Consider the following 26,094-nt stretch of genomic DNA (forward strand, 5'->3'; position numbering starts at 1 on the left):
CGATCGACAGCTCGCGGCTGCCGCCTCCCGCGCCGGGCGGCGAACCCGGGTCACTCCGCCAGGCGGACGGCCACCTCCACGCCCACCGGCTGCCCCTCCTCGTCGAGCAGGCCGATCTGCCGTACCTGGGCGAGGGAGACGCTCGCGCCGCGCCGCTCGGCGGCGGCGAGCAGCGCCAGCACCGCGGGATGCGCGGCGCCGTCGACGACGGGAGCGTCCTGATCGAACCGCCAGCGGGTGACCAGCTCCGCGCCGGGCTCGATGGTGCCCGATTCCACGTCCCAGTCGCCCGGCGGCAGGGCGGCGACCGGCCAGCAGCAGAGCACCTGAATCTCGGTCTCGCTTTCGGATGCGGTCCTGATCGTCGTCCAGAACGGCCCTACCGGCGGGTTGCCCGCCTCCGACAGCCGTTGCCAGAGCTGGGCGAACAGCTCGTTGGCCTGCTCGTTCGCGCTGTCGTCGTCGCTCCCGTCCGCGGGAAGGACCACCCCGGCCCAGTGCTGCGCCGCGGCCCGGCGCACCTCCGTCTCCCATTGCACCGGCTCGGCCAGGAGCCGTTCGAGCGTGTCGAGCGCGGCGTCCTGGCGCTCCCGCTCGGCCGCGAGTCTCGCGCGGTGCGCCGCCAGCGTCGCGGCCGCGCCTCCCTCGTCCGCGATCAGCGCGGGCATCTCGGCCAGCGGTAGGTCGGCGGAGCGCGCGCTCCGCAACCGGAGCGCCTGCTCGAACTGGGCGGCGGTATAGCGACGGTGCCGGGACCACGGGTCCACCATCGCGGGCGACAACAGGCCCCGCTCGTCGTAAAGACGCAGGGCTTTCACACTCAGACCTGTCAACTGCGCGAATTCACCGATGCTCATCACGCGACCAGTGTGGGACCTCCCCCTGGGGCAGGTTCCACCATGAGCCACTCCGGTCCGCCACTCGAACCCGCCCGGAAGGCCGCGACCGCGACGCCGACGTCTCGGGGGCGGCGGGTGAGGCGCCGCCCCCGGGGGGACGTCAGCGGAACCGGCGGAAGAAGCCGCGCAGGTCGTCGACCAGCAGGTCGGCGGCGTCGTGCGCGGCCCAGTGGCTGCCGCGGTCGTACTCGTTCCAGGACACGATGTTCTTGTGGTCGCGTTCGGCGAAGCGCCGCAACGGCCGGAAGTCGTACGCGAACGAGGCCAGCCCCATGGGGAAGGTCGTCGGCTCGGTCGCGCGCTCGGCGTGGTGGTTCTCGTAGTAGAAGCGCGCCGAAGACGCCGCTGTGTTGGTGAGCCAGTAGATCGTGGCGTTGGTCAAGATGACGTCGGGGTCGGGCACCCCGGCCAGGAGCTGGCCGATCCAGGCGAGCTGACCGGCGGGGGAGTCGGCCAGCGCGTGCGCGAGGGTCTGCGGCTGCGCCTGCTGGGCGCGGTCGTGGATCGAGTGCTCGACGAAGCCGCCGAGGAACCGCAGGTACCCCTCCTCCTCGGGGGTGAGGCCGGACAGCTCGGCGGGGTCGCCGGAGGGGAACGAGAAGATCTGGTTGACGTGCACGCCCAGCACGCGGTCGGCGTGGCGGCGGCCGATCTCGGGGCTGACGATCGCGCCCGCGTCGTTGCCGTGGGCGCCGAACCGCTCGTAACCGAGCCGCCGCATCAGCTCGGCCCACGCGTCGGCGACGCGGGCCGCGTCCCACCCCCTCGTACGGGTGTGGCCCGAGAAGCCGAACCCGGGCAGCGACGGGATCACCACATGGAAGGCGTCGGCCGGGTCCCCGTCGTACGCGGCGGGATCGGTGAGCGGGCCGACCAGGTCCAGGTACTCCACGAAGGTGTTGGGCCAGCCGTGGGTGAGCACGAGCGGGACCGCGTCGGGCCTGGGGGAGCGGACGTGCACGAAGTGGACGGTCTGGCCGTCGATCTCCGTCGTGAACTGCGGGAAGGAGTTGAGCTTGGCCTCCTGGGCCCGCCAGTCGAAGGCGTCGCGCCAGCGTGCCACCAGGTCACGGACGAAGGAGCCCGGCACGCCGTACTCCCAGCCGGGCTGGATCGGGCCGCGCTGCACACCGTCGGTCACCTCGTCGTACGGCAGCTCCTCGGCGAAGCGGCTGCGGGTCAGGCGGTCGGCCAGGTCGTCGAGGTCGGCCTGCGGGACGTCGATGCGGAACTCGCGGATCTCGCTCATGAGGCAACTCTGCCGGTCCTTTAGGCGAGGTTCGTTCCTAATGGTGCGGCATTCTGGGATCCATGTTGGAAACCTCGGCGCGTCTGCTGCGCCTGCTCGCCCTCCTGCAGACTCCCCGCGACTGGACGGGCGCCGAACTGGCCGAACGGCTCCGCGTGAGCGGCCGCACGGTCCGCGCCGACGTCGAGCGGCTGCGGTCGCTGGGCTACCCCGTTCTGGCCACGCGCGGCTCGGCGGGCGGCTATCGGCTCGGCGCGGGCGCGTCGATGCCGCCGCTGCTGCTGGACGACGAGGAGGCCGTCGCGGTGGCGGTCGGGCTGCGCACCGCCGCCGGCGGCGTCGCGGGGAACGCCGAGGCGTCGCTGCGCGCGCTGGCGAAGCTGGAGCAGGTCATGCCGTCCCGGCTGCGGCACCGGGTCAACACGCTGCAGACCTACACCGTGCCGGTGCCGAGCGACCGCCCGGGACCGGCGGTGGTCCCGGAGGTCCTGACCGCCCTCGCCGCCGCGTGCCGCGCGCACGAGCGGCTCCGTTTCGACTACACGACCCACGCGGGCGAGGCCGTCCGTCGCGAGGTCGAGCCGTACCGGCTGGTCACCTGGGGGCGCCGCTGGTACCTGCTGGCCTTCGATCTGGATCGCGCCGACTGGCGCACCTTCCGGGTGGACCGCCTCACACCGCGCGTGCCGACCGGGCCCCGCTTCACACCCCGCGACCTGCCCGACGGCGACGTGGCGGACTATGTCTCGGGCCGGGTCTCCGCCGCGGCCTGGCGCTACCGGGCGCGGGTCACGGTTCACGCGCCCGCCGAGGTCGTGGCGGACCGGATCAGCGCGGCGGTCGGCACCGTCGAGGCCGTCGACGCCGACACCTGCGTCCTGCACACCGGAGCCGACACCGTCGAGACGCTGGCCGTCTACCTGGGACTGCTGAACGCCGACTTCGTCGTCACCGAGCCGCCCGAGCTGGTCGCCCACCTGCGCACTCTCGCCGCCCGCTACGCGGCCTCCACGTCCTGAGTCCATGCCGATTTGTTGGTGGAGCCCACGAATGCAGCTCCCGCAGCTCCTCGTGCGGGATCCGGGCGAGTTCGGTGATCGGGACCATGACGACCCACCCGAATCGGCTCGGACGCCCGTCCGGACCGTTGCCCCTCGAACGGCTGCGCGGGGGCGAACTTCAGCGGTCTGACCGTCAGCGGCTCTCGGCCGCCAGGCGTAGGCCCAGGGCGACGAGGACTGTGCCGCTGACCGCGTCGAGCCGACGCCGAATCACCCGGCGGCGGAACCACGCGCCGGCCCGACCGACCGCGGCCGCCAGCGCCAGATACAGAACGATTTCGAGGGCCACCTGGAGCACGGCGAACAGCGCGGTCGTGGCGAACAGTGGCCGGTCGGCGGGAACGAACTGCGGATAGAACGCGATCATGAAGGCGGCGATCTTCGGATTCGCCAGCATCACCACCGACCCCTCGCCGAACGCCCTCCACCATGACAGCGACGAGCCGGGCTCCGGTTCGGCGACCGCCACCTCCTCGACCGTCCCGCCTGTGTCGCGGCTGCGCCAGGCTGAGCGCCAGGCCTTGATCCCGAGGTAGAGCAGGAAGCTCCCGCCCACCACGCGCAGGACCAGGAAGGCCACCTCTGAGGCGGCCACCAGGGTGGCGAGCCCGGCGGCGGCGAGCAACGCCCACAGGTACAGGCCCGCCTCCAGGCCCAGCACCGTGGGCACCGCGCCGGAGAAGCCATGCAGGGCCGCGCGGCGCAGGATCAGCGCCATCGCCGGGCCCGGTGACGCGGAGATCAGCACCACGGCGAGGGCGAAGGCGGGCAGCGAGGAGATGAGGTCCATGAGGGCTCATCATGGTTGCGCGTGTACTGCCCGTTCAACGCGTTTGCGTGGAACGCGGCATACGGAAAGCCTCCTGACCGCGTGCTCGAATGGGCCAGGGGAGATCCCAACACCGCGGGCGAGGCGTCCTACAAAGCCTGTTCATGATCCCGGCCCGGATCTTCTGGGCGCTGACCGAGGACGGCTGGATCCTGCGCAACCGGATCGTGTGGCACAGGACCGACGCGATGGATGACTTACGGACGCTCGGGAGCACCGAGCAGGCCGCGGTTGTACCCCTCCGCGACCGCGGCCGCACGATCGTTGACGTCGAGCTTCGCATAGATGTTGAGCAGGTGCGTCTTGACCGTGGCCTCGGTGATGAACAGCCGGGCGGCCGCCTCCCGGTTGGTGTGGCCGGCCGCGACCAGGCGCAGCACCTCCAGCTCGCGCCGGCTCAACGGGCCGGTCGGCGGCGCCGGGGTGCGCAGCCGGCTCATCAGGCGGGCGGCGACCGACGGCGAGAGCGCGACCTCGCCACGGGCGGCCGAGCGTACGGCGCGCAGCAGCTCGTCCCGCGGCGCGTCCTTGAGCAGGTAGCCGGTGGCGCCGGCCTCGATCGCGGGCAGCACGTGGCTGTCCGTGTCGTAGGTGGTCAGCACCAGTACCCGGGCCGGTACGCCGCGCCGGGTCAGCTCGCCGATCGCGGTGACGCCGTCCATGCCGGCCATCCGCAGGTCCATCAGGATCACGTCCGGCCCGAGCGCCTCGGCCAGCCGAACCGCCTCGGCCCCGTCCGCCGCCTCGCCGACCACGGTGAACTCGGGGTCGCGGGCGAACATGCTGCTCAGCCCGTCCCGTACCACCGGGTGGTCGTCGGCGATGAGCAGCTTGATCGGGTCACTCACTAACGCACCTCCGGCGCCTCGGCGGGCAGGCAGGCCGAGATCCCGGTCCCACCCCCCACCTCCGATTCGATCTGCAACGTGCCCGACAACGCCTCGATCCGCTGCCGCATCGCCACCAACCCGAAGCCGCCGTCACGCTCGACCTGGGCGGTCGGGTCGAAGCCGCGGCCATCATCGCGGACGTCGAGGGCCACCTGATGGTCCATGTACGAAAGGGTGAGACCGACGCGGGTGGCGGTGTCGGCATGCTTGGCGACGTTGGCCAGGGCCTCTTGGGCGATCCGTAACAGGGCGACCTCGGCCTCCGGGCGCATCGTGCGGGTTTCGCCGGTGATGGTGACCTGGGCGGGGATGCTGTGGCGGGCCGACCACTTGGCCGCCACCTCCGTGACAGCGTCGGCGAGGCGGCCGGTCTCCAGCGGCTCCGGGCGCAACTCGTTCACCGAGCGCCGCGCCTCGGTCAGGCTCTCCCGGGCCAGCGCGGTCGCCGCCGCGTGGTGCCGGCGCCACGCGGCCGGGTCGTCGGCCGCGTGCTCGGCCGCCTGCAACTGGGTGACGATGCCGGTCAGGCCCTGGGCCAGCGTGTCGTGGATCTCCCGAGCCATCCGGGCCCGCTCGTCCAGAACGCCGGCCGCGCGGGCCTGCTCGACCAGCCGTTCCTGCAGCGCCGCGTTTTCGGCGAGCGCCGCGGCCAGCCGCGCGTTGGCCTCCCGGGCCTCGCGCAGCGCCGTCTCGCGGGAGTCGTAGTACCGCGCGCCGATCTCGCCGACCCAGGCCAGCAGGCACATCGGCACGATGTTGGCGACCAGGGTCGCCAGGTACTCCAGGCGGCCGATCCAGGAGCCGGTGTCCAGTCCGGCCGCCTGTGCCGTGCCGGCCACCACCGCGACGCCGGCGATGAAGTACAGCTCGCGCGGCCACCCGATGATCCAGAACGCGTAGGAGTACAGCGCCGGCGTGTAGAAGCCGAACCACGGATCGCGCAGGACCATGACCAGCCCGAACAGGATCAGGCCGGCCATGAAGACGCCCATCACGCCGATCCGGTCGCGCCACGCCGGGCGCAGCGTGAAGAGCGCCAGGCTCCACACTGCGGCCGCCGCGCAGAGCGCGAGGTCGATGGCGAGGGAGCCCGGCTGGTCGTGCTTGAAGGCGATGGTCACGGCGGCCATGACCGCCAGCAGCACGTACGGGACCACGGTGACCATGGGCCGGAACCGCTGGTTCCAGGCCGCCGCCCCGGCCATCTGCCAACTCTCCATCGCGCACCTACTCCCAGCGGAACAATCTAGCCGCCGCCACGGACGCCCCGGCCGCCCACGCGAGCGACGTGACCAGAGCGAGCCAGGGCGGCCGGTGCCCGTTCGTGGCGTCCCGCATCGCGGTGACCGCGGCGCCCATCGGGGTGCCCTGGCTGATGTGGAGCGGCGTCGCCGGCATGGCCGGCCACCGTGCCTCCGTAGCTCCTGTGGAGGTTCTCCGCCTCGATCACCGCACTCACGGCCGGACCGCCGGGCGCCGGTTGATCTGCACGACCACGGCGAGCAGGAGCAGGCCGCAGATGCCCTGCTCGAGCTTGAACCAGAGCGGGAACATGCCGGGCAGCGCGACGATCACCACGATCGCGACCAGCATGACCGCGGTGACGATGCGCAGCCGCAGCAGCATCCGGCGATCGCCGCGGGCCGCCCGGACCGCGAAGAACAGCGTGAGCAGCGAGCCGAGGGCGACGAGGGTGCCGCGGATCCAGACCGCATCGGTGACCACGGTCGCGTCGTGCCGAAACACGATCATCGCCACCAGTGTCAGCAGGCTGACTGCGGCGTACCCGCTGATCAGCCAGACCACATTGCGCATGTCGATGTGCCTCCGTCTCTTCGTTCGCTGACGGGAATCAGCGTCGCAACGAAGGCACCCCATGCGGATCGCCCGATCTCCCGAGTGGGCGGTGGAATCGGCCGCTCACTCATGCGGTGGAGTGACTCCACCGATCGGTGGAGTCAGATCCGCGACTTGCGGGCGATGTCGGGGAGCCGCACTCCCTTGGCGCCCTGGGATCGGGTGCCACCTAAATACGGCGGAAACGGGCGGCACTGAGGCCGTCCGCACCTTGAAGATCGGCCGGTCCACCGCCGATGAGGCCCTCGCGAACGCAGAGGAGTGATCGCTTCAGGCTCGCGGGATGCCCTTCCCGGTAGGCAGGTATTCCACCAGCAATACCCGGCCATCGAGAGCCCGGTGCTCGACCAGTTCGAGGTCGGCGGACGCGTCGTTCGGCTCCGGCTGCGGGGGTGCGCACGATGAGGGGCCGGATCTCGCTCGCCGTGTCCGCCTATTCGGCAGTCTCCTGGCCCTCGGGTTCGCCGGCGAGTGCGCGTGCGGCCGCCACCTCGTCGCCGTCCCACCCCCAGTGGCCTGCGCCCTGGTGCCGGGCCTGTTCGTCGATCCAGCGCTGGTGCGCTTCCCAGGCGGCCTGCTTGGTGGTTCCCAAAGCGGCGCCGATCTGCGACCACGAAGCTCCGGCCCTGCGGGCCGATCGCACCGTGAGCTGACGTCCGTAGCTCGCCTTCCGTGCGATCACTTCGCCCAGCGCGAGAAGTTCCAGCGCTTCCTCCCGGGCCAGGGGCTTCGCACCCTGGTCGATCGACAGGGACTCGAAATCGTCCTCCTCGGCGGATGGGGCGAGGGCCTCACGAGTGCGTAGCGCGTCATAGCGCGCAGCCGCGGTCAGCAGCGTGTGCTGACGCTCAAGATCTTCGGCAGTGATCATGCCCTGAGTATTGCGTCAGGCTACCTTGACGTCAAGTTGCCCTGACGACAGGGTGTACGCCTTCCGTCCCTGCCGGTAATCAGGTGAGAAGCACACGTCGTTCAAGGAACGGCGCCACCGCGCCGAGGGTGATGTTCCGCTTCCGCATGGGGTCCCGGAAGCAATCGCGGATAGTCGGATTCCCAGTCGGCGGCGACTTGGCGGATGAGGTCAGGAGGTGCCGGCGCGTACGGCGGTCGCGGCCAGGGTGGTGTATTTCATCGTGAAGTGTCCACCCAGGGAGTCGATGGCGCTCCCGACCGCGTTCAGTATCTCGGCCCGCTGATCGGGACGGAGTGCCGTGAGGCCGCCGGTGGTGGGGAGCAGGTCCAGCCATTGGTCGCGCGTGTAGGACTGCTCCCAGTCGAATCGCCACTGCTCGGGATCGTCGAACTGTTCGGTCTCGCGGATCTTGTCGGCGAACTTCGCGTATGCCGCCTCGTAGAGGGCGAGCGGACGTCGGGCCGGTTGGCCGTTGAGCGGGGAGTCGGGCGCCACTCGCCGGTAGGCGGCGGCGAACGGTTCGGCCACCTCGGCAGGCGGCTCGTACACGTGCCCGAAGATCGCCAGCCGTCCCCCTGGACGCAGCACACGTGCCGCCTTGACGGCACCGGTGACCGGGTCCACCCAGTGCCACGACTGGGCGGCGATGACCGCGTCGAACGTCCGGCCCGCCGGCTGCCAGGCTTCGAAGGCCGCCACCTCAACCCGCAGGCCGCGGGCTCGCGCGAAGTCGGCCATCCGCGCATCGGGCTCGACGCCGAGAACGGCGCAGCCGGCGGCCTGGAACTGGCGAGCGGCGATGCCGGTGCCACAGCCGACGTCGAGCACGTCAGGCCCGGGGCTCCCGGCGACAATCCGCGCCACCAACGCATCGGGGTAGCCGGGCCGGGCTTGGTCGTAGCGTTGCGCGTCCACGCCGAACGACTCGGCCATCCGTCGGGCCTTGTGCGGCTCCGCTGGGGACGGGTCTGGTTGCTCCGATATTATGGGCATGTGCCCACCTTAGTGGGCGCACGCCCACTAGGCAACGGATGCCAACGGGTTGACGCACGAGAGGATCTTGTGGAATGCCGACTGGGGTGCACCTTCGTGACGCGCGGCAGCAGCTGTTCGACGCTGCCGAGCGCGTGCTTCTGCGGGACGGACCGAACGGGCTGACCAGCCGGGCCGTCACCGACGAGGCGGGCTGCGCCAAAGGCGTCCTGCACCGGCACTTCCCCGACTTCGACGCCTTCCTCACCGACCTCGTGCTCGACCGGGCCGCGCAGCTCGAGACGCAGGCGAGTGCGCTGCGCGCCTCCGCCGGCACCGGCACGGTGGCCAACAACCTCACCGGCGCGCTGACCACCCTGTTCGGACCGATTCCGGTGGCGATCATCCCGCTCATCACCTTCCGGGACGAGCTGCGCGCACGGCTGCGGCAAGCCAGGCCCGGAGGCGGCATCGCGATCCTCGCCCAGGCCACGACCGCGATCTCCGCTTATCTGGCCGACGAGCGTGAACTGGGCCGCATCGCGGCCGACGCCGACATCGACTCACTCACCCTGTCTCTGGTCGGTGGCGGGCATCTCCTGTTCGCAGACCGCGACCCCGGCCCGCCGGCCACGGCGGTCGTCAACAAGTTCGTGACAGCGGTCATCGCCGACGCCGTGCAACGGCGACCGGACTAGGGCCTGGCCGGCGGACCTTGTGACCGTCGCTCGGGGTGTTGGCATGGTCATGGGGCGGGGAGATCTGACGAACGCGGAGTGGGTTCGGCTCAGGCCGCATCTGCCGTCGGAGGACCCGCAGGAGCGTGCCGCGGCTGCCGGGAAAAGACGCACGCCCCGGCAGCATCGGCCCGACCACCTTGGCGGCGACAAGGCGTACTCGTCCCACCGCAACCGTCGCTACTTGCGACGATCCCAGATCAAGCGCGTCGGATCGCACGTCATCGAGCAAGGCATCGACACCGCCACCACGGAGGGCCGAGCCATGTTCGGACCCCGCGCGCTATCGCCGGCCGCGGAAGGTGCGCCGCAGGTCGTCGACCCACTCGTCCGGGATCTCCCAGGGGATGAAGTGGCCGCCGTGGTCGTGGGCGGTGAGGTTGACGTGGTTGTACCAGGACGCCCGGTCACTGTCGAGGAAGTGCCGCACCCGCCGGTCAGTGGTCACGCCGGGCGGGTTCTCGTAGCCGACGAACGTGACGCCCGTGGGCGCCTCGACGACCGGCCACCGGTCGTGGGACGGGGTCCACGGGTAGCGGTTGTTGTTCGCGTAGGTGCGAATCGAGGTGCCGATCGAGTTGGTCACCCAGAAGATCATGGCGTGGGTGAGCAGGTCGTCCTTGGTGAAGACGGTCTCGATGTCGCCGCCGTTGTCGCTCCAGCTCACCCAGCGTTCGAGGATCCAGGCGAGCATCCCGGCGGGTGAGTCGGACAACCCGTGCGCGAGCGTGCTCGGGGCGAGCACGTGCGCGGCGAGGTGCACGGCGAAGCGCTTCTCCAGGGCGACGACCTGGGCGTGGACGTCGGCGGGCAGCCCCTCAGGAATGGGCCGTCCGCCGCTGAGGTCCCAGGCCCGGTCTCCGTTGAACAGGGTGAGCTTCTGGCCGGAGCCGATGTGGACGGCGCGCACGGCGTGGGCGTACTTGTGCCCGAGCTGGCCGGTGACCATGGCGCCGACGTCGCAGCCGGCCGCGCCGTACGTGTCGTGGCCGAGGATCCGGGTCATCAGCGTGTGCCAGAGGTCGGCGACCTTCCAGAAGTTCATGTCCGGGTTGTTCGGCAACGGGGTGGAGAACCCGAATCCGGGGAACGAGGGCACGATCACGTCGAACGCCTCGGCGGGGTCGCCGCCGTACGCCCCCGGGTCGGCCAGCGGGCCGACGACCTTGGACCAGTGCCAGAACGTCCAGGGCCAGCCGTGCGTGAGGATCAGGGGAGTGGGGTCGGGGCCGACCCCGGGCTTGCGCATGAAGTGCACCGGCACCCCGTCGACCTCGACGCGGTAGTGCTCGTAGGCGTTGATCTCGGCTTCGGCCGCGCGCCAGTCGTACCCGTCGCGCCAGTAGTCGACGAGTTCGCGCAGGTAGGCGGCGCCCACGCCGTAGTGCCAGTCGTCGTTGCCCGCGTCGTCGGGCAGACGGGTCAGCTCCAGGCGCCGCCGCAGGTCGGCGAGCACGTCGTCCGACACGTGGATCGGCGCGGGCTCCAGGGGGAACGGCCGGGCCCCGGCGGAGGGGGTGGTCGCATGACTCATCGTCGTCTCCTCGTACTCTCGCGCGGCGTGTCCGTGCCGGTCCCCGCGGCCTCCGGCGCGGCGGCGTCGTCCTCACCGGTCGGCCGCTCGTGCAGTTCGACCATCCGGGCCAGGGCCGGGAGGGCGACGGCGATGGACGCCCGCTCCGCCGGCGTCAGCCGGTCGGCCAGTTCCGAGAGGCGGGCCATGCGCTCGGCGCGGCGTCCGTCCACGATCGCGGCGCCCGCAGCGGTGACGTGGACGAGGACCGCCCGGCCGTCCGACGGGTCCGGGTGACGCTCCACCAGGCCGTCGCGCTCCAGCTTGGTGACCATCTGCGTGATCGCCGACTGCGTGACCTGTTCGCTGCCGGCCAGCTCGGTGAGCCGCTTCGGGCCGCTGCCCGCCAGCGTGTGGAGCACGGACAGCGTCGTGAAGCTCAGCCGGCGCTCCGACGGCAGCCGGATGTGCATCCGGGTGAAGTCCTCGAGCACATGGGTCAGGTCGGCGATGCTCAGCTCGACGGATTCAGGCACGCGCGAACTGTATCAGAAACTTAATTAAGTTACTGATGCAAATAGCGGCCGGGAAGAACGCCGGCAGCGCCGGCTTGGCCTGGCGTTTCGCGCGGGCCATGCCCTCGCGGGTGCGCAGGTGGCCGAGATCGGCCTCGAACTCGGCCACCAACGGCCAGGGTCTGCGGGAACAGCAGACCGAACGGGTCGTCGCCGTCATCGAGACGACTTGATCGACCGCTCGCCTACCGAGCGGCCCCGGTGGTGTCCGCACAACCGATGAAAATCAGGACACAAGATGTCGGGTTTTGACGCGAGCATGGTTCGCTGGTCGGCGCCGATGGAAGACGTGGACCGAGCCCTACAGATAGACAAGGACCGTAATGCGCGAAACGCGAGAAGATCTCAAAGAGTTGCAGGCCCTGCTGGATGCTTCTCTCTCCCGTTCCACCTCGCATCTCCGCTCGATCATCAATACCGAGAGCACACTGACCGCAGAGGAGCTCACCGGGGTCCTCACCGGGATGTGCACCCTGGCCCTGTCCACCGTGACGGCGAAGGGCGAGCCGCGGATCAGCGGGGTGGACGGGCACTTCCTGCGCGGTAAGTGGCACTTCGGCACGGCGCGCAAGGCCGCCAAGGCCCGCCACCTGGCCGCTCGCCCCGCCGTCAGCGCCGCGCACATGCGCGGGGAGGACCTGGGCGTGTTCACGCACGGCATGGTGGAGATCCTCAATCCCCAGCACAGCGAGCCGGCCGCAGACTGGCCGGACCTGCTCGCCTACTTCAAGGACTTCTACGGCGACGACTTCTTCGACTGGGACAACGAAGTGGTCTACTACCGGCTGCATCCGCACTGGATGACCGTCCACGCCCCCGGCGTCGACAAGCTCACCGCGGTGTCCTGGTCTTGATCTGCGGCACGGGCCGCGTCGAGACCGGCCACGTGCTGAGAGATCTGGTGAAGCGGCCGCTCAGCGCCATTGTGACGAGCGGCCGCCGCGTAGTGGCGTAATCGGTTTGTTCGGCATGGGGGTCTGTCCGCCCATGTTCTGCTGCGTTGTGAGAGGGTGGACGAAGATTGACTACATTCGTACGGGACGTCGCGAGTATGGGGCGCGAGACCATCGACGTGGTGGGGGCTCGTACCAACAATCTGCGGGACGTGTCGGTGAGCATCCCCAAAGGGCGGCTTGTCGCCTTCACCGGAGTGAGCGGCAGCGGCAAGACCTCGCTGGCCGTCGACACCCTGCACAACGAGGCCCAACTGCGGTATCTGGAGGGGCTTTCGCCGTTCGTACGGCAGTACATTACCCAGCGCAATCGGCCGAAGGTCGACCGCATCTTGGGACTCGGCGCGACGCTCGCGGTCGACCAGCGCCGGCTGAACCGCAATCCCCGCTCCACAGTCGCGACGATCACCGGTATCGACGGGCACCTGGGGCTGCTGTACTCGCGCCTTCCGGGAATCGGCGCTGACCCGGCGGCGGAGAGTGGAGACGGGCATCTGGCGACCGCTCACTTCGACCGCAATACGCCGGAAGGGAGCTGCGCGGACTGCCACGGGGTAGGCGGGCGCTGGCAGGCGCAGGAGGACCTGGTCATCACCCATCCGGAGCTTCCGCTCTTCGAGGGGGCCTCGCCCTGGTACGCGAAGTGGCGGTCGGGGGAGCACGCGTTCGTGCCGGCGCTTGCCGAGAAGCGCGGCGTGGACCTCGGTCGGCCGTGGCAGTCGCTGCCTGAGGAGTTCCGCCACTGCGTGCTGTACGGCACGGGTGAGGAGAAGGTCGAGGCGACCGTCGACATGTCCAACAAAAAGGAGACGGTTTCGGTGACCTACACCTCGAGCCAGCCGCTGCGGGGCGCGCTCGCCGAGGTGGAGCGGGTGTTCATGAACGCCCAGACCTCCAGCGCCAAGCAGCGCTACTTGCCGTACATGCGCAAGCAGCCGTGCGGCACCTGCGGCGGCAGCGGGTACGGCCAGGTGGCCCGGTCCGTGCGGCTCGGCGGGCTGACCTATCCCGACCTGCTCGAGGTGGACGTACGGGAGGTGCACAGCTGGGCGGAGCGTGTGGCCGGCGACCTGGGCGCCCGGCAGCGCGAGGTGGGTGAGCCGCTGCTGCAGGACCTGGGCCGCAGGCTCGGGATCCTCGGCCGGCTCGGCCTGGCCCATCTCCAGCTGTCCCGGAGCGCGGCGACGCTGTCCGGGGGTGAGTTGCAGCGAACCCGCCTCGCCGCGCAGCTCAGCACCGAGCTGAGCGGCATCGTCTTCGTCCTGGACGAGCCCGGGACCGGGTTGCATCCGGCGGACAAGGCGCACCTGCTCGACATCGCCCTGGAGCTACGCAAGGCCGGCAACACGGTGCTCCTGGTCGAGCACGACCCTGAACTGATCGCCAGGGCCGACTGGGTGATCGATATGGGGCCCGGCGCGGGCCGCCTCGGCGGTGAGATCCTGGTGTCGGGGCCTCCCGCCGACGCGGCCGCCCATCCCACGTCGCTGACCGGACGCTATCTGGCCGGTGAGGGGCCGAGGCTGCGCCGGACCCGCCGTCCGGCCGGGGATGCCATTGGCTGGGTGGAGCTGCACGGCCTGCGTGCGCACAACGTGACCGCAGACCTGGTGCGTTTCCCCGCCGGTCGGCTCACCTGCCTGACCGGGGTGAGCGGCAGCGGCAAGAGCAGCCTGCTCGGCGCGCTCGCGGCGAGCGTGGAGGCCGCCCTGAACGGGACGACGACCGACACGGTGCGACAGGTGACCGGCCTGGAGGGGTTCGACTGGGTCGCCGTCGTCGATCAGGAACCTCTCGGGCGGACGCCGCGGTCCAACCCGGCCACCTACAGCAAGGCGTTCGACATTGTCCGCAAGCTGTTCGCCGAAACCGACGTGGCGCGCGGACGCGGTGTCAACGCCTCCTGGTTCAGCTTCAACACTGCGGGTGGTGGCCGCTGCGAGATCTGCACCGGTTATGGCCGCAAGTTGGTCGACATGCACTTTCTGCCGGATGTGTGGGTGGTCTGCGACGCGTGCGAGGGGCGGCGCTACAAACCGGAGGCTTTGGAGATCAAGTATCAGGGGCTGGCCATCGATCAGGTGCTGGAGCTGACCGTCGCCGAGGCCGTGGAGCAGTTCTCCGAGCCCCGGCAGCTCGCGGACACCCTGGGAGCCTTGAGCCAGGTCGGGCTTGGCTATCTCCAACTCGGCCAGAGCGCCACCGAGCTGTCCGGCGGCGAGGCGCAGCGGCTGAAGCTGGCGTCCGCGATCCAGCGCGGTGCGGCGAGCCGCAAGGCCGGTCTCGTCGTTCTCGACGAGCCCGTTTCGGGCCTGCACCCGTCTGACATCCAGCGTGTGGTGGATGCGCTCGATGTGTTGCTCGACTCGGGCAACACCGTCGTTGTGGCCGAACATGACATCCCCGTCGCCGCGTCCGCGGACTGGGTGATCGACCTGGGGCCGGGGGCCGGTCCGGACGGGGGTGTGGTGGTCGCGGAGGGCACTCCGGACGCCGTCGCGACGGCGGACACCCCGACGGCCGGTTTCTTCCGGAGGTACGCGGCGGGCCTGCCGCTCTTGGAAGTGCGAGAAGACGCGCGCTGCTGAGACGCCGGGGCTCGTGTAGCACATCCCGCACTGCCGTCCGCGCCCTCTCCGAGGACGAGCGCCCAGGGTCCGCCCAACAGGACGGCGCCTACTCGCAGAAGACTCGCACTTGGGCGTCGGGCTGCTCAATATCCACGGTCAACTCATCGAGGTGCTCCACGAACGCCTCGAGCTGTTCGGGCTTGAGCTGCGTGAGGTCGAACGGCACGCCCGACTTGTGCAGTTGGGCGTTGGCCCGATCGAGTGCCTGCGGCGGGATCAGGGCCGCCAGCTGTACGCCGGCCCGCAGCAGCTGCAGCGGCACCCGCACGTCGATCCGCCCCGGCTCGCCGTCCTCAACGGTGTGCACCATCAACCGCAGGTATTTCGCCTTGCCTTTCGGCCGGGCGTCGAATCTCGACGGCGCGGGCGGCTGGTCCCGTTGGAGCGCGGCGATGAGCTGCTCCGCCTCCTCTGCGGTGATCTTGCCATCGGCCAGCATGTCGAGGATGTCCTTGCGCTGTTCGTTCATCGGAACCTCTCCTATCGGATGGCTACGAGCACAGCCGTGCGGCTGTACTGGACGTCGAACCGGGTGCCGGGCAACGCGCAGGCGATGCGCCAGCCGGTGCCGAGTGCCCGCACCACACTGAGGCGATATACGAGGCAGGCCACGGCGGCCGCCAGTACGGCCAGGACCACGACCGGTGAGAGCACGAGCACCACGGGGAGTACCGGGACCCAGATCCGGATGGGACGACCGTCCGGGCGTTTGACCCGTACGGTCAACAACTGCGGCATCACGTCCGACCCTCCAATTCGGACAGTGCCTGCTGTGCGGTGATCTCGCCGCGGCGCAACCGATCGATGATGTCGGCCGGTGGCGGCGCCGGATCGGTCTCGACGAAGTCGAGCATCTGCGTGATCCGGTTCAGTCGTGACTTGATCGTCGGGTAGCTCACCCCGAAGATCCGTTCCATCTGCTTGATGGAACCGTGGCACCGCACGAACGCCGTGACGAAGATCTGATCCTCGACGTTGAGCTGAGCCAGTTGCGGTAGCTCGAACTCGCCCTCGATCGCGACGCCGCTGCCTGCCAGGCGCACCCGCTCGACGACGAACGGCTGGCCCCGGGTCAGGTTCGTGAGTTCCTGCCAGTCCATCGCCTGCTCTGTCATATCTAAAGATATACCGGGTTGGATCTCAACTTTCAAGAAGTTGATCTTAATTTTCTTAAGCCAGCATGTCCTTCGGGCTCCTTGCTGGTCCGCCGCCTGTCACGGCCCCGCCGCTTCCGCTGCCGCCGCTTGACTTGCACAAGCCGCTCAGCCGGTCCCCACGCGCGTGGGGGTGATCCGACCTGGCGCATGCCGGCGGCGCCCATCTCACCGGCCAGGTCCAGGGTGAAGGGACAGAACAGCGCGATGAACACGACGGACGGGAAGGGGGGGAAGGTCAGCGAGCGCCGTGCCGGCCGAGCGCCGCCGGCGCGGTCGTGGTGCGGCCGCGGCGTTCGGCACCCTGGTCGCCCAATACTCCGCAGGTGACGCGGACTGACCGTGAACCGAGCAGCGGACTCCACGGGCCACGATCAGGGTTGCCGCCTCGGGTTACGGACCGCTCGGTCCGCCGACGCCCCCGGCGTTCTTGACGATCACTGTGTCGCCGACCCGGCTGAAGTCGTAGAAGCGGTGGGCGTCCCCCGTGCTCAGGTGGATGCAGCCGTGTGAGCTGTCGACCTGGCCGATGGCGGGATCCCAGGGCGCCGCGTGGATGAACAGGCCGGAGTCGGTCAGGCGCACCGCCCAGTGGACCATGCGGTCGTAGTAGTTGGGATTATGCGGATCGCACGTGATGTTCGCGCTGCACGAGGTCATCCTGACAACCGCGTCCTTGCCGAGCACCTGGTACGTTCCGCTCGGCGTACGGAAGCCGGGCTTTCCGAAGCCCGCGGTGAAGGTCATCACCGTCCGGCCGTTCTCCGTGACGGTCATCTGGTGCGTCGCCGCGTCGAGCGTCGAAATGTGGCCCACGGAGGCCGCCCGGGCGGGACCGGCTCCCAGGGTCAGGGCGGCCGCCAGTGCGCCGGCCAGCACGAACCGGGCGGCGTCACGAACGTGTGAGCGTGAGATTTGGCGTTGGCGGACCACTTCTGATCACCGTTGCTCTCTACATAAATCAGGATATTCCGCCCCCTCTCCCTGCTCGGTGAGCGGGTGTGGTTCGTGAGCACCACAGCACCGTGCCCTCTCGGGCAGGCGTAGCGTCGTCGTCCATGTGGAGGACTCGTCACGGCACTGCGGGAGGCCGCGGACCAGACCTGCTGGAACACCGTGCGCTCGCTTCTGCTGCCCTGACCCGTCCACCCCATCCCCGCGGAGCGGTACCTTCTCGAATGCTCGTGACCGCACCGCGTGGTGGCGTGGACAGAACCGAACACAGAACCGAACTCAGCCCCGATCCGCGCCGGCCCGGATGCCCCGGTACGGCGAGCAGAACCTTGGAGTCTCTCGACGTGATCGGCCCCGGCGTCACCTCGCCGGGCCGAACCAGGTGGCGAGCGCCTCGCCCAGGCCGTCGCGCTCGCCGGCCCAGGCCACGTACCCGTCTGGCCGTACGAGCAGGGCACCCGCGCCCTCGACGGAGGCCGTACGTACGCGGTCCCGGTAGCCCGCCACGGCCTCGCCGGGCCGGCCCTGACCGGGCGGTCCGACGAGCAGTCCCCGGCCGTCCGCCAGCAGCCCTCCGCTCGGCGCCTCCGGCGGCGTCGCCGATGGCGGGACGAATCGGCCGACCAGAGGCTCGGCGGCGGGCGCGTAGTCCACGTTCGTGCCCTCGGCCATCGCCGAGAAGTACTGCCGGGCGTCCGGCAGCTCCAGCACCTCGGTCAGCACCTCACGCAACGCGTCCACCTGCGCCCCTGGCCGCATGAGCGCCACCTGCGCCCGGGTGTTGCGCAGCACCCGGGCGGCCACCGGGTGCCGCTCGGCGGTATAGGTGTCCAGCAGGCTGTCGGGGGCCAGTCCACGCGCCACCAGCCCGAGTTTCCAGCCCAGGTTGACCGCGTCCTGCAGGCCGAGGTTGAGCCCCTGCCCGCCGATGGGCGAGTGGACGTGCGCCGCGTCTCCGGCCAGCAGCACCCTGCCCTTGCGGTAGGTGTCGGCATGCCGGGTGTTGTCGCTGTAGCGGATCCCGGCCTTCAGCCGGGTGACGACCACGTTGACGCCGGTCACGCGGCGCAGGCTTCCCTGTAGCTCCTCCGCCGTCATCGGCGCGTCCCGCTCGCCCGGCCCGCCGTCGAACTCGATGGTGGCGATCTCGCCCGGCACCAGCGACAGGTTCACCAGCCCGCCCTGGCCGCGCAATGACGAGGTGATCGCGCCGGGGTCGGCCAGCTCGGCCACCGCCGTCCGTCCGGTCATGGTCCCGGGCGTTCCGGAGAAGGCGAACCCGGACCGCTTGCGCACCACGCTCCGGCCGCCGTCGCATCCGACCAGGTACGCCGCCCGCACCACCTGCCCGTCGGCGAGCGTGGCGGCGACGCCGTTCTCGTCCTGCGTCACGTCGGTCACCCGGCAGTCATGGCGGACCGTGACTCCGAGCTCGGCGGCCCGTGCGGCCAGCACGCCTTCGATCCGGTGCTGCTTGAGCATGAGGTATTCGGCGCCCCCGCCCGGCTCCAGCAGCGGCAGACCGCTGAAGTGCCCTCTGACCATGCCCTTCTGGACCACCTCGACCATGAGGGCGACCACGTCGGCCTGCACGCCCATCGGATCGTCTCCGGACTCCGGACGACGGCCCAGCCCCTCGAACATCGCCCGCTGCGCCTCGGCCAGCGGCTCGACCAGCCCGCGCAGGGCGAGCGACTGCAGGGTGCGGGCGTTGAGGGAACGCAGGCCGAGGCTGCGGGTCCTGCGTTCCTCGCCCGAGGCCGCCTCCAGGACCAGAACGCCGGCCCCGGCCAGGGTCAGTTCGCAGGCCAGCAGCAGGCCGACCGGTCCGCCGCCCACGACGATCACGTCGGTCATCCCGACTCCTTTACTTACGCCGTATGCTTACACCGTAAGTAGATCACGTACGGCGTAAGCTTTGTCAAACGATCGAGGAGGAAAGGACGGCTTGATGGCACGGCGCGAGCCGCTGAACAGGGAGAAGGTTCTCGACGCGGCCCTCGAACTGGCCGACGGGGAGGGCCTGGAGGGACTGTCCATGCGGCGCCTGGCCAAAGCGCTCGGCGTCGAGGCGATGTCGCTCTACAACCACGTCTCCAACAAGGCGGATCTCGTCGACGGCATCGTGGAGCGCGTGTTCGCGCAGGTCGAGCCGCCCGACCCGGCCCTGCCGTGGCCGGAGCAGGTGCGTACGGCCGCGCTGAGCATGTACCGCGTCTTCAGCCGCCATCCGGTGGTGCCGCTGGCGCTGGCCACCGACCGGTCCAATCCGACCTCGCCCCACGCCATGGCGGCGATGGACGGTCTGGTCGGGGCGCTGTTCCAGGCCGGGTTCGACGAGCGGGGCGCCTGGCGCGCGCTCGGGGCGATAAACGGCCTGGTGTTCGGAGCGCTGCTGCTGTCGACGGGCGGCTTCACCGGCGCCCCCGGGGTGCACGCGGGGGAGGAGCAGGTCGGGGTCTACATCCGGCGGCTCGACCCCGCGCGGCTGCCGCACTTCAGCAGGCTGCTGGCCTGGACGACGAAGGGCGGCGTGGAACCGCCGGCGGACTTCGAACAGGCTCTGGACACGCTGATCCAGGGTCTGGAGGCTACGGCGAAAAGCGGTCACAGCGGATGACGCCCGCGAACCCTCCCATAAACCGGTCGCCAGTGCCCGAGAATCGGACACCAGGTCATTGGGAGGTAATGAAACGGTCAGTCTTTGATAAGGCTTGACGTTCTTTGACCGGTGTTGGGATTAGTCAGGGGTTTTCGTAAGGTTTTTCCCTTTGTCGGTGCCGGAGGTCAGAGGGGGAGACCGCCATGAGATCGAGAAGGCCGCACCTACCATTGCCCAGTTCCATCCAGGGGCGGTACACCCTCGTCGTCGGAGCGCTGTTCCTCGTGGTTCTCATCACGGCCGGCGCGGCCATCGACTTCGTGGCTCGTAGCAATATGGGCGGACGCGTCCCGCGTGGAACGCAGCCGCTCACCGCGGCGTGGATCGCCGGAGGCGTCCTGCTCCTCGCCGTCGCCGCCGCGTGGATCACCTGGTTGGTGGTCGGCCGCATCCTCCACCCCCTGAAGGCGATCACGAAGCGGATCGACCTGACGACCAATGACCTGAGCCTGCGGCGGCTGCCCCAGGCGAGCGGCGACGACGAGATCGCGCGGCTCGCCCGCTCCTCCAACAAGCTGTTCGAGCGGTTGGAGGAGGTCATGACCAACCAGCGCCGATTCGCCTCCCTGGTCTCCCACGAACTCCGGTCACCCGTCACCGCGCTGCGCGCCCAGGTCGAGGAGGCGCTCGACTACCCCGACGAGGTCGACCCGTACGAGACGCTGCGTGCCACGCTGCGCAGCGCCGAGCGGTTCCAGGCGATCATCGACGAGCTGCTCGCGTACACGAAGGTGAAGAACGCCGGTTCGGCGGCTCCCGAGCCGCTCGACCTGACCGAGCTGGTACGGGAGGAGATCGCGTTCCGCGCCCAGGGCGTGCAGGTGCGGCTCCATGCCAGCGGCGAGCCGACCGCCTTCGCCACCAGGCTGGCCGTCATCGGGGCGGTGGGCAACCTGCTGGCCAACGCGCAGCGGCACGCGCACACACGGGTGGACGTCCAGGTGGAACGCGCGGGAGATCAGGCCGTGGTCGTGGTGCAGGACGACGGCGACGGCATCGCGCCCGAGGACCGCGAGCGGGTCTTCGAACCCTTCGTCCGGCTGGCGGACGGGCGCCGACGTGACCCCGGCGGCAGCGGGCTCGGTCTCGCCTTCAGCCGGGAGGCCGCCATGGCCAACCACGGCTCCCTCACCATCGAGGACTCCCCGCGAGGGGCGCGCTTCGTGCTGCGCCTTCCCTTGACGACCACCCCCGTCGCCGTTCCGGCCCCCCAGCCGCTCTCCTCCTGACCGGGGAAAGCGGCTGGGACGCTGAAACGGCCTACCCGGCCTGGACGCGGCCGTGCCGGTCGCGGGCCTTGAGCCGTACGGTGGGCATCTCGGGCGCCGGGAGCGGGCCCTCCTCGCAGGAGCCGACCCTGCCGAAGCGGGTGGCCGGGTGACCCCCCTCGTCGAAACCGGCGTCCCGCATCCAGTCTTCGCGTGCCCGCACGATCTCCTCATGTGAACGCGCCACGAAGTTCCACCACATGACCAGCGGCTCCTCGAACGGCTCGCCACCGAGCAGGAACAGCCGCGCGGGCGCGTCGGCCTCCATCACCAGCTCGGAGCGGCCCTCCCCGAGGTACAGCAGAGCGCCGGGGGAGAGCGGCTCGCCCGCGACGCGCGCCGCGCCGCACATGACCAGCACGGCGGTCTCGAACGACGGATCGACCGGCAGCCGACACCGGCCGGGACCGTGGAACAGCACCTCGGCGCCGAGCAGCGGCGTGTGCACCAGCGCGGGGGAGCGGAGTGACCCGATCTCGCCCACCACGACGGTTACCGTGACGTCGCCCTCGCGCAGCGACGGCAGCGCGGCGTGATGCTCGAACCGCGCGGCGCCGTGCCTGGCCACCTCCGGCAGCGCCACCCAGAGCTGCAGGCCGTGCATGACCGCCGGATGCTCCGGCGGCGTCTGCTCGGAGTGGGCGATGCCGTGTCCCGCCGTCATCAGGTTGAGCTGGCCGGGCACGATCGTCTGCGCGTTGCCCAGGCTGTCGCGGTGCAGGATCTCTCCCTCGGCCAGCCAGGTGACCGTCTGCAGCCCGGTGTGCGGGTGCGGCGGCACCTGCATGCCCGGACGGTCACGTACGTCGTCCGGACCGAAGTGGTCGACGAAGCACCAGGCCCCCACCATCCGGCGGGGCCGCTGCGGCAGCAGCCGGCGCACCGTCGTGTAGCGGCCGAGCGGGACGTCGTGCCCTGCCAGGAGCACGCTCTCCGGCTCGGTCACCGTCGCCGCCGCGCACTCGTACGCCTCAGGCGTCGGCGGGGCGGTCACGCCGGCTCTCCGTCGCTGTCGCCCGCACCGGCGGGGAGGGAGAAGCCCTCGCGCCGGTCGGGCGGCACCAGGTCGAGGTAGCCCGGGTGCCGGGCGATGTAGTCGCGGACGAACGGGCAGTACGGCAGGACCGACAGCCCGGCGGTCCGGGACGCGTCCAGCGCGCCCCGGACCAGCGTCGAGCCGAGGCCGCGGCCACCGTACGCGGGGTCGATCTCGGTGTGGGTGAACGAGATCCGCGATCCGCGGCGCCGGTAGTCGGCGAAGCCGACGACCTTCCCCTCCACGGTGATCTCGAACCGGCCGGCCTCCGGGTCGTCGACGACCCGTGGTTCGGTGTGTTCCATGACGTCTCGGCTCCTTCGACGGGCGCCCGGATCGCCCCACGATATCCCGGGTGTACGGACGAACTCCTGGCGCGGTGACGGTCAGGCGGCGATCGTGGCGTGCATCTCCCACACCAGGATCTCGGCGGGCTCGACCGCGGTCACCCGCTGGCCGCCCGTCGCGGTGAACCGTACGGCGTCGCCGGGGCCGAGCGTGCCCGCGCCCTCGAGGGCGACCGTGCCGCGCGGCACGAACAGGTGCAGGAACGGCGCCTCGGGCAGCTCGACGCTCTGCTCCGGTCGCAGCCGCGCGGCGTAGAGCGCGGCGTACCGGTTCTTGATCCGGATGGCGGAGACGCCGTCGTGCTTGTCCATACCGGACGCCACCGGCACCAGGCCGCCGGACAGCAGCTCGGCCTCGATTTCGAGCTGCTCGTAACCGGGCGTGATCCCGGGCTCGTCGGGGACGACCCACATCTGGACGAAGTGCACCGGCTCGTCATGCGCCGCGCCACCCCGCAGCCGCCAGGAGTCGTTCTTCTCCGAGTGCAGGATGCCGGTGCCCGCGCTCATCCGCTGCGCCAGGCCGGGGTAGATCACGCCGGAGTGGCCGGTCGAGTCCTGGTGGACGAGGGAGCCCTCCATGACCCAGGTGACGATCTCCATGTCGCGGTGCGGGTGAGTGTCGAACCCGGTGCCGGGGAGGACGCGGTCGTCGTTGTTGACCAGCAGCACGCCGTGGTGGGTGTTGTCCGAGTCGTGGTGATGGCCGAAGGAGAAGGAGTGGTGGGAATCCAGCCACGTGGTGGCGGTGGTGAACCGCTCGTCCGCGCGGCGGACATCCACGCGCGGAGTCGGCGTGTTCCTGGTCATGGGATCCCCTTCCGGAGGTCTCGCCCGAAGGGCCGTACGCGGGTGTCCGGCCCTGTAGATGATCTGTCATCTACATTCGGCCCGCAACGTAGATGACGCGTCATTTATTTCCAACCGCATGACGTGTCATCGTTCCGGATAGGGTGGACGGCATGGACGGTCCCTCCCGGCCCGGTCCCTCCGATCGGGCGGCCTCCGGACACGACGCGCGCTGGCTGGACGCCGACGAGCAGCGTGCCTGGCGGGCCTACCTGCGCATGCAGGGCCGGCTGGCGGCGGCGCTCAACCGCCAGCTCCAGCTTGAGTCGGGCCTGTCCCCCGCCGACTACGAGGTGCTCGTCCACCTCACCGACACCCCCGAGGCGCGGCTTCGGCCGTACGAGCTGCAATGGGCGTTGCAGTGGGAGCAGAGCCGGCTGTCACACCACCTGACCCGGATGCGGCGCCGTGGCCTCGTCGAGCGCGAGGAGTGCTCCGAGGACGGGCGCGGCGCGTTCGTCGTGCTCACCGAGAAGGGGCGCCAGGCCATCACCGCCGCCGCGCCCGGTCACGTCGGCGTGGTGCGGCGGTTCTTCTTCGACGGGTTCAGCCGCGAGGAGGTCGCCCTGCTCGAACGGCTGAGCACGCGGATCCTCGACCGCCTCGACAACGCGGACGCCGGCCCCGAAGCCGACCCCCGCTGACGCTTCCGGCGCTGAGGCGTCAGAGCCGGATGACGACCAGTGCGATGTCGTCGCGGCCGCCGCCGCTGACACCGAGGCGGGCAAGCAGGGTGTCGGCCAGGTGTTCTGCGCCGAGCCCGGTGCACTCGGTAAGGGTGTCAGTCAGGCGGCCCAGCCCGGTGTCGATGTCCTCATCGCGGCGTTCGATGAGCCCGTCGGTGTAGAGCACGAGAACGTCGCCGGGGACGTACCCGAGGGTGGCCTGCGGGCGGGGGACGTGATAGGGGCGCACGCCCAGGGGTGGGTCGGTGGCCTGGTCCAGCAGCGTGCAGCCACCGCCGGGATGAGCCAGCACCGGCGGAAGGTGGCCGGCGCTGCTGTAGATGAGCAGGTGGCTGCGCCGGTCGATCAGTACTTCGACGGCGGTGGTGCCCAGCGAGCCGTCGATGGAGCGGGCATACAGACCGAGGACCTCCAGCGCTTGGGCGGGGCGTGGAATGGCGCGGATGGCGGAGCTGAGGGAGCTGCGGAGCATGCCCATAACGGCGGCGGCCTCGAGGCCGTGACCGACGACGTCGCCGACCGCCACGGCGATGGCGTCGGGGGGCAGGTCGACCAGGTCGTACCAGTCTCCGCACACGTTCAGGGAGCCGGTAGCGGGCAAGTAGCGGACCGCCACGTCCCTGTGGAGGGCCAGGTCGGGAGCATGGAGCATGACCTCCTGCAGTGTGACCGCGACTTCACGCTCCCGAGCGTGAGCTTGGCGCAGCTCCTCATTGAGCCGCTGCAGCTGAATGGCTCGGGCGTACAGCTCGGCCTCCAGGGCCTGGGCGGCCTCCAGCCGTTCCCCCAGATCCGGCCGCCACTCCTTGCCCAGGCGCCGGGCCTGGTATGCATGGACGAACACGGTCGTGTCCTCGACACGGAGGATGATCCACGCCACCTTCCCGTCCGGCCCGAGCACGGGAGTGTTGACTGGTGACCACCACCGCTCCTCGAACACCCCCGGCTGGCTCATGACCGGGATGTCGTACTTCTGCAGCGCCATCGTGTCCGGCCTGCCGGTGGCCAGAACTCGGTGCAACGAGGCATCCAGGTTCCGTACGCCATCGGCGTCCGGGTCGGCCGGATTGTCGGGGAATGCCTCGAAAACATGCTTGCCAATCAGGTCGGACCGGGACCGCTTGGTCGCTTCCAGGTACGCCGGGTTCACATCGACGATCACCAGGTCCGGATCCAGCACCAGGCACGGGCTCGGCGTGGCGGCGAACAACGCCGCATGGTCCACTTCCGCTGCCATGGGGCCACGCTCCTTCGCCGTGGTATGGCCCTTATCTCAACGTAGGAGACTCACGGCGTGCGCGCGCCCACTGCCCGACAGCACGCGATCCAGGCCGTACGGCGCAGTCGTGGCCTGGATCGCAGGCAGGCGGCCGGCATGCCGCGTTTGCCTAAAGCCATTAGGCAAACGCATAATGATTGTCGTTGCGTAGGAGGAAGCTTATGGTTCGAGCGGGGTTGACCGCGGAACGCCTGATCAGGGCGGGGGCGGAACTGGCTGACGAGGTCGGCTTCGACCAGGTGACCGTCTCGGCGCTCGCCCGGCGGTTCGACGTCAAGGTCGCGAGTCTGTACTCGCACCTGAAGAACTCGCAGGACCTCAAGACCGGGATCGCCCTGTTCGCCCTGGAGGAACTCGCCGACCGGGTCGCCGAGGCCGTGGCCGGGCGAGCCGGCAAGGACGCCCTGGCCGCCTTCGCGGACGCCTACCGCGACTACGCCCGGGAGCACCCCGGCCGCTACGCCGCGGCTCGGCTGCGGCTCGACCCCGAGACGGCGGCCGCCAGCGCCGGCGTCCGGCACGCCCAGATGACGCGGGCGATCCTGCGCGGCTACGACCTGACAGAGCCGGACCAGACACACGCGGTACGGATGCTGGGCAGCGTCTTCCACGGCTACGTCAGCCTGGAGATGAGCGGAAGCTTCGGCCACACCGCCGTCGATTCGCAGGAGTCCTGGTCCTGGATCGTGGATTCCCTCGACGCCCTGCTGCGCACCTGGACCACATCCTGATCACCAGGGACCGCGCACCCCCAACAATCCAAGAATTTCCCTCAACAGGC

The 26,094-nt window shown here is 70.3% G+C and carries 29 protein-coding genes; 8 read left to right on the top strand and 21 right to left on the bottom strand.

Going from position 1 to position 26,094, the window contains the following annotated elements:
• Positions 1 to 50 precede the first annotated feature (50 nt).
• Both AWQ68_RS22940 and AWQ68_RS22945 read right to left on the bottom strand, forming a co-directional pair.
• Positions 51 to 857, bottom strand: a complete 807-nt coding sequence (locus tag AWQ68_RS22940; RefSeq protein ID WP_066943650.1) for a MerR family DNA-binding transcriptional regulator — start codon at positions 855 to 857, stop codon at positions 51 to 53.
• Positions 858 to 999: 142 nt separating this feature from the next.
• Positions 1,000 to 2,148, bottom strand: a complete 1,149-nt coding sequence (locus tag AWQ68_RS22945; protein WP_066943464.1) for an epoxide hydrolase family protein — start codon at positions 2,146 to 2,148, stop codon at positions 1,000 to 1,002.
• Positions 2,149 to 2,210: 62 nt separating this feature from the next.
• Here AWQ68_RS22945 and AWQ68_RS22950 point away from each other — a divergent pair, with 62 nt between their 5' ends.
• On the top strand, positions 2,211 to 3,167 hold the full coding sequence (locus AWQ68_RS22950; RefSeq protein WP_066943466.1) for a helix-turn-helix transcriptional regulator: 957 nt from the start codon (positions 2,211 to 2,213) through the stop codon (positions 3,165 to 3,167).
• Between the two features lie 175 nt (positions 3,168 to 3,342).
• Here AWQ68_RS22950 and AWQ68_RS22955 read toward each other — a convergent pair whose 3' ends face one another.
• The 7 genes from AWQ68_RS22955 to AWQ68_RS22980 all read right to left on the bottom strand — a co-directional run bounded on the left by AWQ68_RS22955 (position 3,343) and on the right by AWQ68_RS22980 (position 8,631).
• Entirely contained in the window at positions 3,343 to 3,999 is a 657-nt protein-coding gene (locus AWQ68_RS22955) for a LysE family translocator (RefSeq protein ID WP_066943468.1), read from the bottom strand.
• Between the two features lie 236 nt (positions 4,000 to 4,235).
• Complete coding sequence (locus AWQ68_RS22960; protein ID WP_066943470.1) at positions 4,236 to 4,886, bottom strand: response regulator; 651 nt, start codon at positions 4,884 to 4,886, stop codon at positions 4,236 to 4,238.
• Complete coding sequence (locus tag AWQ68_RS22965; protein WP_245656048.1) at positions 4,886 to 6,148, bottom strand: sensor histidine kinase; 1,263 nt, start codon at positions 6,146 to 6,148, stop codon at positions 4,886 to 4,888. The genes AWQ68_RS22960 and AWQ68_RS22965 overlap by 1 nt, the downstream gene beginning before the upstream one ends.
• Before the next feature lie 7 nt (positions 6,149 to 6,155).
• A complete protein-coding gene (locus AWQ68_RS41200; protein ID WP_174554135.1) occupies positions 6,156 to 6,326 on the bottom strand; it encodes a hypothetical protein in 171 nt (56 codons plus the stop codon).
• 57 nt (positions 6,327 to 6,383) lie between these two features.
• Entirely contained in the window at positions 6,384 to 6,743 is a 360-nt protein-coding gene (locus tag AWQ68_RS22970; protein ID WP_066943474.1) for a hypothetical protein, read from the bottom strand.
• 475 nt (positions 6,744 to 7,218) lie between these two features.
• Positions 7,219 to 7,656, bottom strand: a complete 438-nt coding sequence (locus tag AWQ68_RS22975) for a hypothetical protein (RefSeq protein WP_066943476.1) — start codon at positions 7,654 to 7,656, stop codon at positions 7,219 to 7,221.
• A gap of 210 nt (positions 7,657 to 7,866) precedes the next feature.
• Entirely contained in the window at positions 7,867 to 8,631 is a 765-nt protein-coding gene (locus AWQ68_RS22980; RefSeq protein WP_218006988.1) for a class I SAM-dependent methyltransferase, read from the bottom strand.
• Positions 8,632 to 8,765: 134 nt separating this feature from the next.
• Between AWQ68_RS22980 and AWQ68_RS22985 the strand changes: the two genes are divergently transcribed.
• The gene (locus tag AWQ68_RS22985) at positions 8,766 to 9,368 is read left to right on the top strand and encodes a TetR/AcrR family transcriptional regulator (RefSeq protein ID WP_066943480.1); all 603 of its coding nucleotides are present in this window, start codon (positions 8,766 to 8,768) and stop codon (positions 9,366 to 9,368) included.
• A gap of 322 nt (positions 9,369 to 9,690) precedes the next feature.
• On the opposite strand, the gene AWQ68_RS22990 is transcribed toward AWQ68_RS22985, so the two are convergent.
• The 3 genes from AWQ68_RS22990 to AWQ68_RS44320 are packed head-to-tail and all read right to left on the bottom strand — an operon-like array spanning position 9,691 to position 11,604.
• Complete coding sequence (locus tag AWQ68_RS22990; RefSeq protein ID WP_066943482.1) at positions 9,691 to 10,941, bottom strand: epoxide hydrolase family protein; 1,251 nt, start codon at positions 10,939 to 10,941, stop codon at positions 9,691 to 9,693.
• Positions 10,938 to 11,456 (bottom strand): MarR family winged helix-turn-helix transcriptional regulator, encoded by a 519-nt coding sequence (locus AWQ68_RS22995; protein WP_245656049.1) that lies wholly within the window; start codon positions 11,454 to 11,456, stop codon positions 10,938 to 10,940. Before AWQ68_RS22995 ends, AWQ68_RS22990 begins: the two co-directional genes overlap by 4 nt.
• Entirely contained in the window at positions 11,449 to 11,604 is a 156-nt protein-coding gene (locus AWQ68_RS44320) for a recombinase family protein (RefSeq protein WP_218006989.1), read from the bottom strand. The genes AWQ68_RS22995 and AWQ68_RS44320 overlap by 8 nt, the downstream gene beginning before the upstream one ends.
• A 214-nt stretch (positions 11,605 to 11,818) precedes the next feature.
• Here AWQ68_RS44320 and AWQ68_RS23000 point away from each other — a divergent pair, with 214 nt between their 5' ends.
• Positions 11,819 to 12,349, top strand: a complete 531-nt coding sequence (locus AWQ68_RS23000) for a pyridoxamine 5'-phosphate oxidase family protein (protein ID WP_066943483.1) — start codon at positions 11,819 to 11,821, stop codon at positions 12,347 to 12,349.
• Between the two features lie 167 nt (positions 12,350 to 12,516).
• Positions 12,517 to 15,036 carry an excinuclease ABC subunit UvrA gene (locus AWQ68_RS23005; protein ID WP_245656050.1) on the top strand — a complete coding sequence of 840 codons (2,520 nt, stop codon included), beginning with the start codon at positions 12,517 to 12,519 and terminating at the stop codon, positions 15,034 to 15,036.
• Positions 15,037 to 15,124: 88 nt separating this feature from the next.
• Here AWQ68_RS23005 and AWQ68_RS23010 read toward each other — a convergent pair whose 3' ends face one another.
• The 5 genes from AWQ68_RS23010 to AWQ68_RS23030 form a co-directional block, all read right to left on the bottom strand.
• The gene (locus AWQ68_RS23010; RefSeq protein WP_066943486.1) at positions 15,125 to 15,547 is read right to left on the bottom strand and encodes an SHOCT-like domain-containing protein; all 423 of its coding nucleotides are present in this window, start codon (positions 15,545 to 15,547) and stop codon (positions 15,125 to 15,127) included.
• 11 nt (positions 15,548 to 15,558) lie between these two features.
• Positions 15,559 to 15,816, bottom strand: a complete 258-nt coding sequence (locus tag AWQ68_RS23015) for a hypothetical protein (protein ID WP_066943655.1) — start codon at positions 15,814 to 15,816, stop codon at positions 15,559 to 15,561.
• Complete coding sequence (locus tag AWQ68_RS23020) at positions 15,816 to 16,193, bottom strand: DUF2089 domain-containing protein (RefSeq protein ID WP_218006990.1); 378 nt, start codon at positions 16,191 to 16,193, stop codon at positions 15,816 to 15,818. The genes AWQ68_RS23015 and AWQ68_RS23020 overlap by 1 nt, the downstream gene beginning before the upstream one ends.
• Positions 16,194 to 16,625: 432 nt before the next feature.
• Positions 16,626 to 17,111 carry a L,D-transpeptidase gene (locus tag AWQ68_RS23025; RefSeq protein WP_066943488.1) on the bottom strand — a complete coding sequence of 162 codons (486 nt, stop codon included), beginning with the start codon at positions 17,109 to 17,111 and terminating at the stop codon, positions 16,626 to 16,628.
• 435 nt (positions 17,112 to 17,546) lie between these two features.
• Positions 17,547 to 19,043, bottom strand: a complete 1,497-nt coding sequence (locus AWQ68_RS23030) for an FAD-dependent monooxygenase (protein ID WP_084464309.1) — start codon at positions 19,041 to 19,043, stop codon at positions 17,547 to 17,549.
• Positions 19,044 to 19,137: 94 nt separating this feature from the next.
• On the opposite strand from AWQ68_RS23030, the gene AWQ68_RS23035 reads away from it, so the two are divergent.
• Positions 19,138 to 19,806, top strand: coding sequence for a TetR/AcrR family transcriptional regulator (locus AWQ68_RS23035; RefSeq protein ID WP_066943490.1), 669 nt, complete (start codon positions 19,138 to 19,140; stop codon positions 19,804 to 19,806).
• 212 nt (positions 19,807 to 20,018) lie between these two features.
• Positions 20,019 to 21,077, top strand: a complete 1,059-nt coding sequence (locus AWQ68_RS23040) for a sensor histidine kinase (RefSeq protein ID WP_066943492.1) — start codon at positions 20,019 to 20,021, stop codon at positions 21,075 to 21,077.
• A gap of 31 nt (positions 21,078 to 21,108) precedes the next feature.
• On the opposite strand, the gene AWQ68_RS23045 is transcribed toward AWQ68_RS23040, so the two are convergent.
• The 3 genes from AWQ68_RS23045 to AWQ68_RS23055 all read right to left on the bottom strand — a co-directional run bounded on the left by AWQ68_RS23045 (position 21,109) and on the right by AWQ68_RS23055 (position 23,309).
• Entirely contained in the window at positions 21,109 to 22,110 is a 1,002-nt protein-coding gene (locus tag AWQ68_RS23045; protein WP_066943494.1) for a pirin family protein, read from the bottom strand.
• Complete coding sequence (locus tag AWQ68_RS23050) at positions 22,107 to 22,457, bottom strand: GNAT family N-acetyltransferase (RefSeq protein ID WP_066943496.1); 351 nt, start codon at positions 22,455 to 22,457, stop codon at positions 22,107 to 22,109. The genes AWQ68_RS23045 and AWQ68_RS23050 overlap by 4 nt, the downstream gene beginning before the upstream one ends.
• 81 nt (positions 22,458 to 22,538) lie before the next feature.
• Positions 22,539 to 23,309 carry a pirin family protein gene (locus AWQ68_RS23055; RefSeq protein ID WP_066943498.1) on the bottom strand — a complete coding sequence of 257 codons (771 nt, stop codon included), beginning with the start codon at positions 23,307 to 23,309 and terminating at the stop codon, positions 22,539 to 22,541.
• Positions 23,310 to 23,461: 152 nt separating this feature from the next.
• On the opposite strand from AWQ68_RS23055, the gene AWQ68_RS23060 reads away from it, so the two are divergent.
• A complete protein-coding gene (locus AWQ68_RS23060) occupies positions 23,462 to 23,992 on the top strand; it encodes a MarR family winged helix-turn-helix transcriptional regulator (protein ID WP_066943500.1) in 531 nt (176 codons plus the stop codon).
• A 19-nt stretch (positions 23,993 to 24,011) separates the two neighbouring features.
• On the opposite strand, the gene AWQ68_RS23065 is transcribed toward AWQ68_RS23060, so the two are convergent.
• Positions 24,012 to 25,271 (bottom strand): PP2C family protein-serine/threonine phosphatase, encoded by a 1,260-nt coding sequence (locus AWQ68_RS23065; RefSeq protein ID WP_066943502.1) that lies wholly within the window; start codon positions 25,269 to 25,271, stop codon positions 24,012 to 24,014.
• 203 nt (positions 25,272 to 25,474) lie between these two features.
• Here AWQ68_RS23065 and AWQ68_RS23070 point away from each other — a divergent pair, with 203 nt between their 5' ends.
• Complete coding sequence (locus AWQ68_RS23070) at positions 25,475 to 26,044, top strand: TetR/AcrR family transcriptional regulator (RefSeq protein WP_066943504.1); 570 nt, start codon at positions 25,475 to 25,477, stop codon at positions 26,042 to 26,044.
• Positions 26,045 to 26,094 lie beyond the last annotated feature (50 nt).

This window comes from Microtetraspora fusca, assembly GCF_001570365.1.
GTDB classification, from domain to species: domain Bacteria; phylum Actinomycetota; class Actinomycetes; order Streptosporangiales; family Streptosporangiaceae; genus Microtetraspora; species Microtetraspora fusca.